This window comes from Amycolatopsis sp. NPDC051102 (assembly GCF_040682815.1).
Classification (GTDB): Bacteria; Actinomycetota; Actinomycetes; order Mycobacteriales; family Pseudonocardiaceae; genus Amycolatopsis.
Window position 1 is genome coordinate 1 of the sequence record NZ_JBFBBT010000032.1, and the last position, 14,852, is coordinate 14,852.

General features: G+C 71.0%; 14 protein-coding genes. 4 read left to right on the forward strand and 10 right to left on the reverse strand.

The window, feature by feature from the left end:
- Nucleotides 1–92: 92 nt before the first annotated feature.
- From AB0M93_RS44875 to AB0M93_RS44895, 5 genes are all read right to left on the reverse strand, one after another.
- Entirely contained in the window at nucleotides 93–2,471 is a 2,379-nt protein-coding gene (locus AB0M93_RS44875) for an excinuclease ABC subunit UvrA (RefSeq protein ID WP_364286299.1), read from the reverse strand.
- A complete protein-coding gene (locus AB0M93_RS44880; RefSeq protein ID WP_364286301.1) occupies nucleotides 2,468–4,012 on the reverse strand; it encodes an MFS transporter in 1,545 nt (514 codons plus the stop codon). The genes AB0M93_RS44875 and AB0M93_RS44880 overlap by 4 nt, the downstream gene beginning before the upstream one ends.
- Before the next feature lie 32 nt (nucleotides 4,013–4,044).
- Nucleotides 4,045–4,455: a VOC family protein gene (locus tag AB0M93_RS44885; RefSeq protein ID WP_364286303.1), complete on the reverse strand. Its 411-nt coding sequence runs from the start codon at nucleotides 4,453–4,455 to the stop codon at nucleotides 4,045–4,047.
- 10 nt (nucleotides 4,456–4,465) lie between these two features.
- Nucleotides 4,466–4,909: a helix-turn-helix transcriptional regulator gene (locus tag AB0M93_RS44890; protein WP_364286305.1), complete on the reverse strand. Its 444-nt coding sequence runs from the start codon at nucleotides 4,907–4,909 to the stop codon at nucleotides 4,466–4,468.
- A gap of 198 nt (nucleotides 4,910–5,107) precedes the next feature.
- Nucleotides 5,108–5,998 (reverse strand): LysR family transcriptional regulator, encoded by an 891-nt coding sequence (locus AB0M93_RS44895; RefSeq protein WP_364286307.1) that lies wholly within the window; start codon nucleotides 5,996–5,998, stop codon nucleotides 5,108–5,110.
- A 156-nt stretch (nucleotides 5,999–6,154) separates the two neighbouring features.
- Here AB0M93_RS44895 and AB0M93_RS44900 point away from each other — a divergent pair, with 156 nt between their 5' ends.
- Entirely contained in the window at nucleotides 6,155–7,561 is a 1,407-nt protein-coding gene (locus AB0M93_RS44900) for an MFS transporter (RefSeq protein WP_364286458.1), read from the forward strand.
- A 364-nt stretch (nucleotides 7,562–7,925) separates the two neighbouring features.
- Here AB0M93_RS44900 and AB0M93_RS44905 read toward each other — a convergent pair whose 3' ends face one another.
- From AB0M93_RS44905 to AB0M93_RS44925, 5 genes are read right to left on the reverse strand one after another with little or no spacing between them, the layout of a single operon-like run.
- A complete protein-coding gene (locus tag AB0M93_RS44905) occupies nucleotides 7,926–9,368 on the reverse strand; it encodes an FAD-dependent oxidoreductase (RefSeq protein ID WP_364286308.1) in 1,443 nt (480 codons plus the stop codon).
- Nucleotides 9,361–9,591, reverse strand: coding sequence for a ferredoxin (locus tag AB0M93_RS44910; protein ID WP_093953060.1), 231 nt, complete (start codon nucleotides 9,589–9,591; stop codon nucleotides 9,361–9,363). Before AB0M93_RS44910 ends, AB0M93_RS44905 begins: the two co-directional genes overlap by 8 nt.
- A 1-nt stretch (nucleotide 9,592) precedes the next feature.
- Nucleotides 9,593–10,210, reverse strand: a complete 618-nt coding sequence (locus AB0M93_RS44915; protein WP_364286310.1) for a ferric reductase-like transmembrane domain-containing protein — start codon at nucleotides 10,208–10,210, stop codon at nucleotides 9,593–9,595.
- Nucleotides 10,203–11,003, reverse strand: a complete 801-nt coding sequence (locus AB0M93_RS44920; RefSeq protein ID WP_364286312.1) for a DUF4142 domain-containing protein — start codon at nucleotides 11,001–11,003, stop codon at nucleotides 10,203–10,205. Before AB0M93_RS44920 ends, AB0M93_RS44915 begins: the two co-directional genes overlap by 8 nt.
- Nucleotides 10,987–11,586 carry a hypothetical protein gene (locus AB0M93_RS44925; protein ID WP_364286314.1) on the reverse strand — a complete coding sequence of 200 codons (600 nt, stop codon included), beginning with the start codon at nucleotides 11,584–11,586 and terminating at the stop codon, nucleotides 10,987–10,989. Before AB0M93_RS44925 ends, AB0M93_RS44920 begins: the two co-directional genes overlap by 17 nt.
- Before the next feature lie 239 nt (nucleotides 11,587–11,825).
- Between AB0M93_RS44925 and AB0M93_RS44930 the strand changes: the two genes are divergently transcribed.
- From AB0M93_RS44930 to AB0M93_RS44940, 3 genes are all read left to right on the forward strand, one after another.
- Entirely contained in the window at nucleotides 11,826–12,383 is a 558-nt protein-coding gene (locus AB0M93_RS44930; protein WP_364286316.1) for a sigma-70 family RNA polymerase sigma factor, read from the forward strand.
- A gap of 7 nt (nucleotides 12,384–12,390) precedes the next feature.
- Nucleotides 12,391–13,179: a zf-HC2 domain-containing protein gene (locus AB0M93_RS44935; RefSeq protein ID WP_364286318.1), complete on the forward strand. Its 789-nt coding sequence runs from the start codon at nucleotides 12,391–12,393 to the stop codon at nucleotides 13,177–13,179.
- 270 nt (nucleotides 13,180–13,449) lie between these two features.
- Entirely contained in the window at nucleotides 13,450–14,841 is a 1,392-nt protein-coding gene (locus tag AB0M93_RS44940; RefSeq protein ID WP_364286319.1) for a DUF1996 domain-containing protein, read from the forward strand.
- Nucleotides 14,842–14,852: the final 11 nt, after the last annotated feature.

Sequence of the window (14,852 nt, forward strand, 5' to 3'; positions counted from 1 at the left end):
TTCCTCAAGGGTGGCCGCGTCTCGACCGGTGACTACGACGTCGCGCTGTTCGGCTGGTCGGCCCAGCCGTTCAAGGCGGAGTCCCGCTCGATCTAGCGCACGTACTCCGCGAGGTGCTTGCCCGTCAGGGTCTTCTTGCGCGCCTTCACCAGCTGCGCCGGCGTGCCCTCGAACACGACCCGCCCGCCGTCGTGGCCTGCGCCCGGGCCGAGGTCGACGATCCAGTCCGCGTGGGCCATCACCGCCTGGTGGTGCTCGATGACGATCACCGACTTGCCCGCGTCCACCAGGCGGTCCAGCAGGCCCAGCAGCTGCTCGACGTCCGCCAGGTGCAGGCCCGCCGTCGGCTCGTCGAGGACGTACACCCCGCCCTGCTCCGCCATGTGCGTGGCCAGCTTGATCCGCTGGCGCTCGCCGCCGGACAGCGTCGTCAGGGGCTGGCCCAGCGTCAGGTAGCCGAGGCCGACGTCGGACAGGTGCGTCAGGATCTTCTGCGCCGCCGGCAGTGCGGCGTCGCCGGAAGCGAAGAACTCCGACGCCTCGGCCACCGACATCCCGAGGACCTCGCTGATGTCGCGGCCGCCGAAGGTGTACTCCAGCACGTCGGCGTTGAACCGCTTGCCCTCGCACACCTCGCACGGGGTCGCGGTGCCGGCCATGATGCCCAGGTCCGTGTAGATCACGCCGGCGCCGTTGCAGTTCGGGCAGGCGCCTTCGGAGTTGGCGCTGAACAGCGCCGGCTTCACGCCGTTGGCCTTGGCGAACGCCTTGCGGATCGGCTCCAGCAGGCCCGTGTACGTCGCCGGGTTGCTCCGGCGCGAGCCGCGGATGCCCGTCTGGTCGACCGTCACCACACCTTCGCCGCCGGACACCGAACCGTGGATCAGCGAGCTCTTGCCCGAGCCCGCCACCCCGGTCACGACCACCAGCACACCGAGCGGGATGTCGACGTCGACATCCTGCAGGTTGTGCGTGGAGGCCCCGCGCACTTCCAGGAATCCCGACGGCGACCGCACCGACGGCTTCAGCGACGCCCGGTCGTCGAGGTGCCGCCCGGTCAGCGTGCCGCTGGACCGCAGACCGTCCACAGTGCCCTGGAACACGACTTCACCGCCGTGGCTGCCGGCGTGCGGACCGAGGTCGACGACGTGGTCGGCGATCGCGATCGCCTCCGGCTTGTGCTCGACGACCAGCACCGTGTTGCCCTTGTCGCGCAGCTGCAGCAGCAGGTCGTTCATGCGCTGGATGTCGTGCGGGTGCAGGCCGATCGTCGGCTCGTCGAAGACGTAGGTGACGTCGGTCAGCGACGAACCGAGGTGCCGGATCATCTTGGTGCGCTGGGCTTCGCCGCCCGACAGCGTCCCGGATGGACGGTCGAGCGAGAGGTAGCCGAGGCCGATCTCGACGAACGAGTCGAGCGTGTGCTTCAGCGCGTCCAGCAGCGGCGCGACCGACGGCTCGGACAGCTTGCCGACCCACGCGGCGAGGTCGCTGATCTGCATCGCGCAGGCGTCGGCGATGCTGATCCCGTCGATCTTCGACGACCGGGCCTCGGCCGACAGCCGCGTGCCGTCGCAGTCCGGGCAGGTGGTGAAGGTGGCTGCTCGCTCGACGAACGCGCGGATGTGCGGCTGCAGCGAGTCGACGTCCTTGGACAGCATGGACCGCTGGATGGCGGGCACCAGGCCGGAGTAGGTCAGGTTGATGCCTTCGACCTTGATCTTCGTCGGTTCCTTGTAGACCAGGTCGTTGAACTGCTTCTTGGTGAACTTCTTGATCGGCTTGTCCGGGTCGAAGAAGCCGGAACCGCGGAAGATGCGGCCGTACCAGCCTTCCATGCTGTAGCCGGGGATCGTGATCGCGCCTTCGTTGAGCGACTTGTTCTCGTCGAAGAGCGCGGTCAGGTCGATGTCGTTGACCCGGCCGCGGCCCTCGCAGCGCGGGCACATCCCGCCGGTGATGCTGAAGCTTCGGCGTTCCTTGATCTGCCGCCCGGCCTTCTCGATCGTGACCGCGCCCGCACCGCTGATCGAGGCGACGTTGAACGAAAACGCCTGCGGCGAACCGATGTGCGGCTTCCCGAGCCGGCTGAAGAGGATGCGCAGCATCGCGTTCGCGTCGGTCGCCGTGCCCACGGTGGAGTGCGCGTTGGCGCCCATCCGCTCCTGATCGACGATGATCGCGGTGGTGATCCCGTCCAGCACGTCGACGTCGGGGCGGGCCAGCGTCGGCATGAAGCCCTGCACGAAGGTGCTGTAGGTCTCGTTGATCAGCCGCTGCGACTCGGCCGCGATCGTGCTGAACACCAGCGAGCTCTTGCCGGAGCCCGAGACCCCGGTGAACACCGTCAGCCGCCGCTTGGGCAGCTCGACGCTGACGTCCTTGAGGTTGTTCACCCGGGCGCCGTGGACGCGGATCAGGTCGTGGCTGTCGGCCGCGTGCGGGGCGTTCTTCCTCGTGGGCTTGCTCATCGGTTCTCCAGCGTTCCGGGGCGGGCGGGTGGAATCAAGCTACGGCGGGATCCGCGGCCACTGCTTCTCGATTCCTGACGGCTTCGGCGGCCCGCCGGTAATCGTGCGGCGAAAGCCCGTAAGCGTCCCGGAACCGGCGGACGAACAATGCGACGGGCAATTCCGCCGTGGCCGCGAGCGAATCGATGTCCAGCGGCAGCGCGTGTTCGCGGTCGATGCGGTCGCGGACGCGGCGCAACAGCGTCAGCTCGCGGAAGTGCTGCCGCGCGGCCGCTTTCAGGCTGAGGCACATATGGGGTTCCCTTCCGGTGTGCGCCCGAGCACCGCCCGGAGGCTTTTGGGGGTTCCGGGTGGCGGAGCCCCCGGCCCGGGGCACAGCCCCGGCTGTCACAGGCCGCGATCGGGAGCAGCAGGAGGGTCAGCACGCCGGACACCACGAGCCCGCCGGTGCTGCCGGTCAGTTCGATGAGGGGGCCGCCCAGGGCCAGCCCGAGCGGGGCGGCCACCGTGGCGCCGGTCGTCCACAGCGTGACGACCTGCTGCTGTTCCCCGGCGGCGAGCCCGGATTGCAGGAAGCTGTACGCGACCGGCGTGAACGGCGCGTACACGAGGCCGCCCAGGCCGAAGACGAGCAGGGCCACGGTGAGGTCGCCGGTGACCGCGAGGGCGATCGGGCACAGCGCCCACAGGCCGATGATCGCGACCAGCAGCGGCCGCTGCGGCAGGTTCCGCAGCCGGCTGACGAGCGCGGCGCCGAGGAACGCGCCGGCCCCGAGCGCGCCCCACAGCACCCCCAGGCCGGACGCGCCGGCGTGCAGCGTCCCGCTCACGTACAGCGGCAATGCGACTTCGACGGGCATGTACAGGAAGTTGAAGAAGAATTCGACCACCAGCAGCCGCGCGGCGACCGGGCGGCGGCGCAGGATCCGCCAGCCCGAGATCCCGGTCCGCGCGGGCGTCTCGGCCGGCTGGGGCACGCACGCCAGCGTGGCGGCCAGCAAGATCAGGGCGCCACCCGCGTCGACGAAGAGCGCGAAGCCCGCGCCGGCGGTCGCGACGACGACCCCGCCGAGCACCGGCCCGGCGATGTAGAGCGCAAACGTCGTGTTCAGCCCGAGCAGGCCGTTGACCGAGAAGCGGCCGGCGTCGCCCGCGGCGAACGTGGCCAGCAGGCGGCGGCTGCTCGACCCGGCCAGCCGGAACGTCGCGCCGAGGAGGAGCCCGGCGACCAGCACCGGCAGTGTGAGCCGGCCGGTGATGGCCAGGACGCCGAGGGCGGCGAAGGTCAGCGAGCGCAGCACGCAGTCGGCGACGAGCAGCGTGCGCGGCGGCACCCGCACCCGGCCCAGGCCGATGGCCAGCGCCAGCACGGTGGACAGCACGAACGGCGCGGCTTCCACCAGCCCGATCGCGATCGCCTGCGGGACGCCGCCGTGCAGCGACAGCGTCTGGACGGGCATGGCGACCAGCAGCATGCCGGTGCCGACGTTGGCCAGCAGGTCCCCCAGCAGGAGCCCGGCGATCCGCCGGTCGCGCAGCACCTCGCGGTAGCCGTGCGCGGGGGCGGTCGTGGTCAGCGCAGCTCCTGGATGCGCAGCAGGTTGCCGGCGGGGTCGCGGAACGAGCAGTCGCGGATCCCGTACGGCTGGTCGACCGGCTCCTGGACGACTTCGGCGTTGCCGGCCTCGAGCTTGGCGAACAGCGCGTCGAGGTCCTCGGTGGCGAGGTTGACGCTGGCGTAGGTGCCCTTGGCCATCATCTCGTTGATCATGCGGCGCTCGTCGTCGGTGAGGCCGGGCGTCGCGGCCACCGGGGAGAGCACGATCGAGGTGTCCGGCTGGTTCGGCGGGCCGACGGTGATCCACTGCATGTCGCCGTATTTCACGTTCTGGCGGACCTCGAAGCCGAGCAGGTCGCGGTAGAAGGCGAGCGAAGCTTCCGGATCGGTGTGGGGGAGGAAGCTCGAGTGAATGGTGACGTCCATGGTCGTCACCCTAGGTGGCCGTCGACGGCCGCGCTTCTCGATTCCTGATCGGTCTGGTGACTTGTTTGGCCACGCACGGCGGCATCCCGACGGTGGCCGCGGCCTGCTGCTCGCGGTAGACGCTCGGGGGCATGCCGACCAGCTCGGCGAACCGCGTGCTGAAGGTGCCCAGCGACGAGAACCCGACGGTGAAGCAGACCTCCGTGACGCTCAGTTCACCGGTCCGCAGCAGCGCCATCGCCCGTTCGATCCGCCGCGTCATCAGGTACGAATACGGTGACTCACCGTAGGCGCGCCGGAACTGCCGGCTGAGGTGCCCGGCCGACATGTTCACGCCGCGGGCGAGCGCCTCGACGTCGAGCGGCTGCGCGTACTCCCGGTCGATCCGGTCCCGGACACGCCGCAGCAGCGCGAGGTCACGCAAGTACTGCGCCGTGGCGGCGGAGCTGGTCACGGATGAATCGTGCCACAGCGGACGTCGGCCGCGGAGACTTTCGTGTCGTCCCTCCAAGCACGCGTGTCGTCCCTCCAGCCACGCGTGTCGTCCATTCCTGCACGGCCTCCCCGTGCTCGAAGGGGCATCACTCGTGATCGGAGGGGCAGCACGTGTGATTGGAGGGGCATCACTCGTGATTGGAGGGTCGACACGGGGTCAGCGGAGTGCGTCGCGGAGCGTTTCGCGGAGCCACTGCTGGGCCGGGTCGGCGTCGAGGCGGGCGTGCCAGGACAGGTGCACCTCGAGTTCGGGCAGGTCCGCCGGGACCGGGAACCAGCGGAGGCCGAGCGCGGTGCCGTACTGCTCGGCGAGGCGCTGCGGCAGCAGGCCCACGTACGGGCTCGAAGCGATCACGAGCGCGGCGACGGCGGCGGTGGGCACGACGGCGGCGACGTGGCGGTGGAGGCCGGCCGCGGCGAGCACGTCGTCCAGCGGCCCGCGGGCCAGGCCGCGGCGGGAGGCTGAGACGTGCGGGTGCCGGCACAGCTGCGCCAGCGTCGGACGGCGGTTCCGGCCCAGCGGGCTGTCCGCGCGCACCGCGGCGACCAGGCGTTCGCGGTACAGCACGGCGGTCCGGATGTCGGGCGCCGGCGGCCCGCCCACGCCGATGTCCAGGTCGATCGAGCCGTCGCGCAGGGCGTCGGTGCTTTCACTGCCTTCGGCCACGAACCGCAGGGTGACGCCGGGGGCGGCCGCCGCCGTGGCCTCGGCCGCCGCGGTCGCCAGGGTCGCGGCCACGCCGTCGTTGATGCGGATCGTGAAGGTCCGCTCGAGGCCGGCGAGCGAGAAGTCGGTGCTGACCAGGGACGCCGCTTCCTCCAGCAGCGACCGCACCCGCGGCGCGGTGCGCAGCGCAAACGGCGTCGGGGCCAGCCCGCGCCCGGCGCGCACCAGGATCGGGTCGCCCATCGCCCGCCGCAGCCGGCCCAGCGCCCGGCTGGTCGCCGGGATGGACAGGTGCAGGCGCTCGGCCGCGGCCGTGACGCTCCCGTCCCGCAGGAGCGCGTCGAACACACGCAGGAGGTTCAGGTCGAGCTGCTCGGGCACAGTTGCAGCATACGCAAACGTCTGTTGCCGAAGTTGCGTCGCGCGCAGGAGTCCGGCTTTCCTACCGTCGGGTTCATGTCCACTCAGCTTCCGATTCGCGAACCGATCCGCGAACCGACGCCCGGCCGGGCGTCGCCGCGCGGTCTCCTCACCCTCATGTGCGCCGCGGTGGTGCTCGTCGTCGGGATGGTCGCGGCGATCAACCTCGCCGTCCCGCTGCTCGCCGCGAGCGCACTGCACCCGTCGGCGCCCGCCCTGGTCTGGATCGTCGACACCTACGTGATCGTGTTCGCCTGCCTGGTGATCCCCGCCGGGGCGGCGGGCGACCGGTTCGGCCGCAAGGGCGTCCTGCTGACCGGTCTCGGGCTGTTCGCCGCGGGCACGCTGCTGTCGGCCGCGGCACCGGACGTCTCCGTCCTGCTCGCGGGCCGGGCGCTCACCGGGATCGGCGCGGCCGCGGTGCTGCCGAACTCGCTCGCCGTGCTGCTGCACGCCGTGCCCGCCGCGTGCAGACCGGCGACGATCGCCACCTGGGCGTCGATGACCGGCATCGGCGGGGTCGCCGGCAACGTCGGCGGCGGCTTGGTCCTGACGGCCGGCTCGTGGCGCGGGCTGTTCGCCGTCGCCGCGGCAGTCTCGCTGGGGCTCGTCGCGCTGGCCGCGCGGTTCACGCCGGTGTCGTCGCGCCACGACCGCCCGCTCGGCCCGCTGGCCGCGGTGTTGCTGACCGGCGCGTCGGTCGCGCTGCTGCTCGGGATCGTCCAGGGCCCGGAGGCGGGCTGGGGCAGCGCGGTCGTCGTCACCAGCTTCGCCGCCGCTGTCGTGCTGTTCGCGGCCTGGGTGATCACCGAACTGCGGTCCGTGCACCCGCTGCTGGACCCGCGGCTGTTCCGGATCGCGGGCCTGCGCAGCGCCTGCCTCGGGCTGACCGCGATCTTCTTCGGCATGTTCGCGCTGTTCTACGTCAACGCGTCGTTCCTTCAGTACGCCAAGGGGTTCGGCGTGCTGGCGACCGGGCTGGGGATCGTCCCGCTGACCGTGCCGATCGTCCTCGGTGGACGGCACGTGGGGCGCCTGGCCGGGCGGATCGGCCTCGGCGCCACCGTCGCCTGCGCGTTCGGGTTCGTCGGGGCCGGCCTGCTCGGGCTGTCGACGAGCGACGCGGGCACCCCGTATGCCGCCTACGCGGCTTGGCTCGTCGTGACGGGGATCGGGGTGACGCTGGCGTTGCCGACGCTGTCGGGCGTGATCGCGGGTGCCCTGCCGCCGGCCCAGGCCGGCGTCGGCACCGGGCTGCAGGCGACCACCCGGGAGTTCGGCAGCGCGCTCGGTGTCGCGGTGGTCGGCACGGTGTCCACCGCGCGGTTCGCCGCCGCCTTGCCGCCGGACGCCCGCGGGGCGCACACCGTGGCCGAAGCGCTCGCCCGGACTCCCCGCGCGTCCGACGTCTTCACGGCGTTCGTCTCGGGTACCGACGCCGGGTTGCGCGTCGCCGGGGTGGCGGTGCTCGTCCTCGGCGGTCTGGTCGTGGCCGAGTCGTGGTGGTCACGGCGCAAGCAGTGAAAGACCGTCCCGGGGGTTCCCGTGCCCCCGGGACGGCCGTGCACCGGTGCTGCCTGACCGTGGCGTCCTCCCCGGCGGCATACCCTTCCGCCGGAACGATCGCCACGGCCCGTGCGCCCCGGCGGGAACCGCCGTGACGCTCGACCCCGGGCCCCCGCCCGGTGCGCCGGAAGAAGGCCACCCCGGGGGCGTCGGGTTCCCTCGGGATGACTTTCTCCTGGCCCGCCGGGCGCCACGATCCGTTCGGACGCGAGGCGGGCTGGGGGACGCTTGGGGCCGGTCACCACACCGCCCAGCCGCGGAGGGGGCGTGGTGACCGGCAAGGGACGGAGGCCGCCGCGCGCAGCCCCGCCCCGGCTTTTCTCTACCTCCCCATCGGGATGGCCATGGTCGGCAGCGCCGCCCCCGGCTGCGCGGCGAACGCCGTGGTCGGCGGGGCCGGCAGGGACTGCGCGGGGAACGCCGTCGTGGGGATGTCGTTGGCGAACTCGCTTTCGAACTCGCGCTCGAAGGCCTGGTGGTCGAAGCCGCTGTCGAACTCCGGCGGCACGTCGGCCGCCAGCGCGGCGAGCGCCGGTTCGACCGTCGGGACCTCGGGGACCTCCGCGACGGGCGCGGGCTCCGGCTCGGGCACGTAGTCGGGTGCGGGCAGCCGGCGGTCCAGCTCGAGCATCCAGTCGAGCATCGCCCGAGGCTTGTCCCACGCGGAGATGCCGACCAGCCGCCCGTCGCGGATGAAGCCGGTGATGCCGTCGGCCAGGGACACGGTGTCCTCGGCCAGCGACGGCATCCCGCACATCTGCAGCCGGGTGTCGTACAGCGTCGACCAGGCGCGGGGGAGCGGGGTGAACGGGATGGCGCTCGAGTGGCCCATCAGCAGGTTGTCCGCCGCGTGCCGGGCCGACTCGACGGCGTTGATCCAGTGCTCGACCCGCCGCGGGGTCTCGTCGAAGCGCAGGTTCGGCCAGCGCGCGATGTCGCCGGCGATGACGACGTCGGAGGCGCCCTCGGCGAACAGCTTCGAGTCGCAGAGCACGCCGTCGCTGATGTCGAGGCCGGAGCCGCGCATCCAGTCCACCGACGGGACGCTGCCGATGGCGAGCACGACGACGCTGGCGACCAGCAGCTGGTTGTTCGTCAGGTGCAGCCCGACGGTGTCCTTCGTGCTGATCCAGTGCCGGACTTCGCTGCGCATCGCCAGCTTCGCGCGGTGCTCGTGGTGCGCCTCGACGATGCCGCTGGAGACGCGGTCGCCGAAGCGGTGCAGCGGCGCCTTGGCGTGCCCGATCAAGGTGACGTCCCGGCCGATGTGCCGCATGCTCGCGGCGAACTCGTTGCCGATCAGGCCGGCGCCGATCACGACGGCCGGCTTCTTGCTGGCGTTGAGGCAGCGCCGCACCGCCATCGAGTCCTCGACCGTGCGCAGGATCCGCACGCGCGGGTCGTGCCGCGGCGCCCCGGGCAGGTGCCGGGGATAGACGCCGGTCGCGGCGATCAGGCCGTCGTACCAGAGGGATTCGCCGCCGGGCAGGTGCACGACCCGCTCGGTGGTGTCCAGGTGCGTCACGCGCGCGCCGAGGCGCCAGTGCACGTCGAGGTCCGGCAGGTAGTGCGAAAGGCCCACGTCGCTGGGCCGTTCGGTCCCCATCACCAGCGCCTTGGAGACCATGGGGCGGTGGTAGGGCCGCCGGGCCTCGTCGCCGATCAGGACGATCTCCCCGTCGAACTTCTGCTCTCGCAGGCGCTCCGCGGCACGCAGCCCGGCGACGCCCGCACCGACGATGACGATCCGGTCGCCGTCAGCCATCGAGGTCCCCTCTCATCACGACCGCCTGCATCGGGCAGCAGCGGGCGGCCATCTTCGCCTGTTCCATGGTGGTTTCGTCCAGCAGCCGCGTGTGGAAGCGCAGGCGGCCGTCCTGGCCGAGGTCGAACACGTCGGGCGCCTCCATGGCGCAGATGCCGTAGAGCTCGCACCGGTCGTTGTCGACGCTGATCCGGGGCCCGCTGCCGGGCAGTCGGAGCGGCATGTCAGGCCACCTGCTCTTCCACGAGTCCGATGCGTTCCAGGGTGCGGGCCGGCATGAACCGCAGCATCGACACCGTCACGGCCGGCACGAGCAGCGTGATGCCGCCGAGCCAGGTGACCGAGAGGTGGCCGTTGGCGATGGCGCCGAACCAGGAGTGGATCGCGATGAGCGCGACCGCCGGGTACGCGCAGCGGTGCAGCCAGAGCCAGCGCCGGTAGGAGGTGAAGCGCTGCAGGCCGGCGGTCAGGAAGATGGCGAACATGACCTCGAAGCCGATGATGCCCGCGATGTGGCGTGTCTCCTGTCCGGAGCCGAACGGGACGAACATGTAGGCGAAGCTGTACGGCGCGACCGTCAGGTAGGTGAACCCCAGTGCGTGGACGGCGCCGAAGATGATCGTCGCGGTGGCCAGCACCATGTGGGTGCTGCGCAGGCCCTTCCGGCCGGTGACCGAGCGGATCCAGCCGGTTGCGGTGAGCACGCCCCAGGTGAGCGTCAGCATCGTCGCCGCGTAGGACGTCCGGGCGGCGAAGGCCGCGAGGCCGCGGGCCGCCGGGTCGGTCTTCGGCTGGAACTGCTGGGTGAGGAAGATCGTTGCGTCGTGCCAGGTCTCAACCATGGCTACCCCCGGTTCTCGCGGTGGCCGGCCGGGACGCCCTGGCGCGGCCACGGTTGCCCTTGATCTGGCGCAGCGCGTAGAACAGCCCGCCGCCGACCAGCAGGAACAAAGCCCCCACCACGGCGATCTGGGACGTGTCGAGGCCGAGCTGGATCCCGGTGGGCGCCGCGGTGGTGGAGACGACCGGGGCGGGCAGCGCGGTGTAGTCGACCATCCCGGTGCTCTCGAGCATCGTCATGTGCCGCATGACGGCCTGGTTGCCGACGGTGGCGAAGGCCCGCACGTCGTCGTTGCGGGTACCGGCCCGCAGCTGCGCGAGGATGGCGAACACCTGGCCGTGCGCGGCCCGCAGCCGGTTGGCGAAGACGCGGTCGAACTCCGGGCCGGGGGAGGCGGCCATCTCCTCGGCGAGCCAGCCGCGCTGCTCGTCGGAGGGCTGGTCGGGGACCGGCGAGTTCAGCTTCTGCGAGAGCGCACGGGTCGCCACGTCGAGACGGCCGTGGTCCATCATGATCGCGAAGCCGACCTTCTGGACGAGCGGGCTGCCCTTCTCCATGGCCATCATGCCCGAGGGCATCTCCCACAGGCCGGCCTGGCGGACCTTGGTCAGCAGGACCGCGTCGGTGTCGGACACCGAGTTCACCGCGCCGGTCTGGGCGAGCGAGGCCGAGCCCGGCGCGAGCAGCGCCAGCACCGCGGCCAGCACGAACAGGATCCGGACCAGCGGCCGGGAGCGCTCGAGGACCGACGGGGGTTCGAACCCGAACCCGGCGAACTCAGACGCCGAACGCATCTTGCCTCCATTCGTCCTGAGTCAACGTGATCTTCTTGCCGTCCGGCGCGATCGGGTACCACGCCTGGTCGGCGCCCTGGCCGGAGGTGTCGGCCGGTTCCTGGTCGCCGGTGAAGTGGTACAGCGGCCAGCCGGCGAGGGTCAGCTGCTGGCTGCCGTCGTCGCGGGTGATCTGCCCGATCAGCGACTGGTCGACGTCGATCGGCGCCAGGTTGCCGGGCTTGACCGGGATCCACTTGGCCGCGCACGCGTCCGTGCAGGTCGACCGCGACGGTTTGGGGGTGTCGCGGTCGTAGCGGTAGATCGTGTAACCGGTTCCGTCCACGAGCAGGAGCCCGAGGTCGAACGTCTTCGCGGCCCGGAGCTGGCTCTTCGCCGGGTTGTTCGGGTCGGCGGTGATGGACTGCGGCATCGGCAGGACGACCTGTCCCTGCTGCATGCCGGGCATCTGCATGCCGGCGCCGCCGGCGGCGGCGTACCCGCCACCCGAGGTGGTGGCGGCACCGGCGGTACAGGCTGTGAGCAAGGCGAGTGCGGTGAGGCACACGGCGGCGGGGACCACCGGGCGGGGAATGCGGATCACTGCTCCTCCGTGGGGCATGACTACGCGCTGTTGCCGGTAGTGCAACGGAAAAGGGCGCGAAGGATCCACAGTGGACATTCGGTCCGGAGTGGATGCGGAGCGTTGCGGGGGACAACGCCTGGTCGGGGTCTTCGGTAGGGGATACGGACACGGTCCGGAAACGGTTCAAAAAAGTTTTGGACCGGTTCGGGGGCCCGAAGTACTGGACGTAGGCCGTCCGGCCCACCAGGATGTCCCGCGTGGGACGGCACACCCGAGCGCTGAGATCCGTCGGAGACCCCGAAGCCGTCGAGCCCGGCGACGGCTCCGACGATCTGGCGAAGGCGCTCTACCAGGAGTTCGGCGGGTCCCTCATGGCGTTCGCCCTGCGGCTGACCGGCCACGACCGGCAGTGGGCCGAGGACGTCGTGCAGGAGACCCTGATCAAGGCGTGGCGGAACGCCGACAAGCTCGACCGCCAGCCGGAGATGCTGCGTGCCTGGTTGTTCACGGTGGCCCGGCGTACCGTCATCGACGGCTGGCGCAGCCGCAGCGTCCGGCCCCAGGAGCTCGAGGAGATCGAATCCGACGCGATCGCGGTGTCCGACGAATCGGACCGGACGCTCGCCGCGATGATCGTTTACGAGGCGCTGCAGGGCCTTTCGCCGGAGCAGCGGGAGGCCATCCAGCAGACCTACCTGCGCGATCGCACCGTGAACGAGGTCGCGGCGACCCTCGGCGTGCCCCCGGGCACCGTCAAGTCCCGCATCCACCACGCCGTCCGCGCTCTGCGCCGGGCCCTGCGCGAGCGGGGGTGAACTGAGCGTGGCCGGTTCCGCACACACCGACGTCGCCGCGTACGTGCTCGGCGTACTCAGCGAGGCCGAGAACACCCAGTTCGAAGCCCACCTGATGAACTGCCCGCACTGCCAGCTCGACCTCATCGAGCTCTACCAGTTGCCGGACGTCCTCGACCTGGTGAAGCGCAGCTGGCCGGAGCCCCCGATGCCCGCGCCCGGCCCGCGCACCCTCTCCCCGGGGCCCCGGGTGCTGCGCGGCCTCATGGAAGAGGCCGCGGTGAAGCGCCGCCGCCGTCGCCGGCTCGGCATCCTCGCCGGGGCCGCGGCCGCCGCGCTCGTCGTGGCCGGTCCGCTGGTGACCCTCGCGGTCCGGCCGGCCGACGCCGTCCCACCCGCCTCCCTCGCCGCCCCGAGCGGCAAGCAGCCGCCACCGGCGACGAGCGTCGCCGGGACGTCCACCCCGCCGCCGTCCGCCCCGGCGGGCCAGCCCGGCGGCGGCCAGACCTACGGCCGCGGCAGCGGCGGGTCCGCCGTCAGCGCGCTGGTCACCGTGTCCCCGGTGGAGTGGGGCAGCCGTGTCGAGCTCGAGCTGCGCGGGATCGTCGGGCCGGTGAAGTGCCAGCTGATCGCCATCCCGGCCAGCGGCGACGAGCGCGTGGTCTCCAGCTGGTCGGTGCCGCCCAAGGGGTTCGGCATCCCCGGCTCGCCCGAACCGTTGCGGCTGCAGGGTTCGGTGTCCCTGGCGATGGACCAGATCAGCCGGTTCGAGGTCCGCGGTGACGACGGCACGGTGCTCGTCGTCGTCCAGCGCTGAACGCTTTTCCGTCCTGATGCTATGACCTGGGTGAATGCTGCCCGGTTGCGTTCCGCTTGATAACGAACAGATAACGGGCCGGTCGCTTTTGAACCTCGGGGCGCTGGGGTCCGTATCCCCCAATGCATCCCCCGATGCATCCCGACAGCCGGAACCGAAAGCATCCCCCGACCGGTTCCGAGCGGATCTCGACCTCAATTGACGGTAGTTCTTGCCCGGGCTGCCGCGCAGTTCGGCGCGCCCGGAAAAACGAACGAGGTGAACTAGTCCATGCCCCGGAATTCTCGGCCCCCCGTGACGGGCAAGCATCGTGTCGCCCGCCGAACCAAGATCGCGATGGGTGCGATCGGCCTGGCGATCGCCGTCGGCGGGCTCGCCGTCGCGGTCACCGCGGGCCGCACGGGCGAAGCCAGCGCGGACCCCGCGGACCCGTCGTTCTTCATCGACATCAACAAGGTCCCCGCCGGCAACAACGTCAACGCGGCCCTGAAGAAGAAGGGTGCGCAAGGGTCCTTCACCGTCAACTGTGGAACCAACGCCGACGGTGCGCACCAGAACCCGGACAACTTCATCGCCCAGCCCGGGATCAAGAACGGTGCCCAGCACCTGCACGACTACGTCGGCAACCTGACGACCAACGCCGACTCGAGCCTCAAGAGCCTGCTGGCCGGCGGCACCACCTGCAAGAACGGTGACAAGTCCGCCTACTTCTGGCCGGTCATCCGCATCGACCGGGAAGACAAGGCGCAGGCGCAGCAGAAGAACCAGCAGGCCCAGCAGCAGCAGAAGGGCAAGACGGGCGACGTCCAGCAGGACAAGAGCGCCCAGGACGCCCAGGACGCGCAGGAGCAGCGCAACAGCCAGGGCCAGGGTGGCGGCCGCTCGGGCAAGAGCGCCCAGCAGCAGCAGGGTGACCAGAACCAGAACCAGGACGGTCAGCAGCAGCAGCGTCGTCAGCGCAACCAGGACCAGAACAACCAGCAGGACCAGAACAAGAACCAGCAGCAGAACCAGCAGAACCAGAACAAGAACCAGCAGCAGAACAACCAGGACAAGGCCACCCAGAGCCAGGCTGCGCAGCAGGACCAGCTCGGTGGCATCCAGGGTGCGAACAAGGAAGTCGGCGACAACGACGGCACGATCATCGAGCCGGAGTCGGCGACGCTGAAGTTCATCGGCGGTGGCGCGCAGGACGTCGTCGCGATGCCGCTCGGCCTGAAGATCCTCTACGGTGACGCCAAGCAGAGCACCAACGGCCCGGCGAACGCCCGGCCGAGCTGGACCTGCACCGGGTTCGAGGACCGGCTCACCGACCTCTACCCGATCTGCCCGGCGGGCAGCAAGGTGGAGCGGATCCACAACTTCCCGAACTGCTGGGACGGCAAGAACACCGACAGCGCGAACCACCGCACGCACATCGTGTTCGCCAACCAGCAGGGCAAGTGCCCGCAGGGGTTCAAGAACGTGCCGCAGCTGCAGGTGACGCTGGTGTACAACGTGCCGCAGGACGTCCAGCAGAACGGTGAGTACAAAGTGGACGCCTTCGCCCAGGAGAAGCACAACCCGCGGTCCGACCACGACGACTTCGCGAACGTGATGAGCCGGCAGATCATGGGCCGCCTGGTCAACTGCATCAACTCCGGCAAGGCCTGCGCCGAATAACCCGTCCGCCG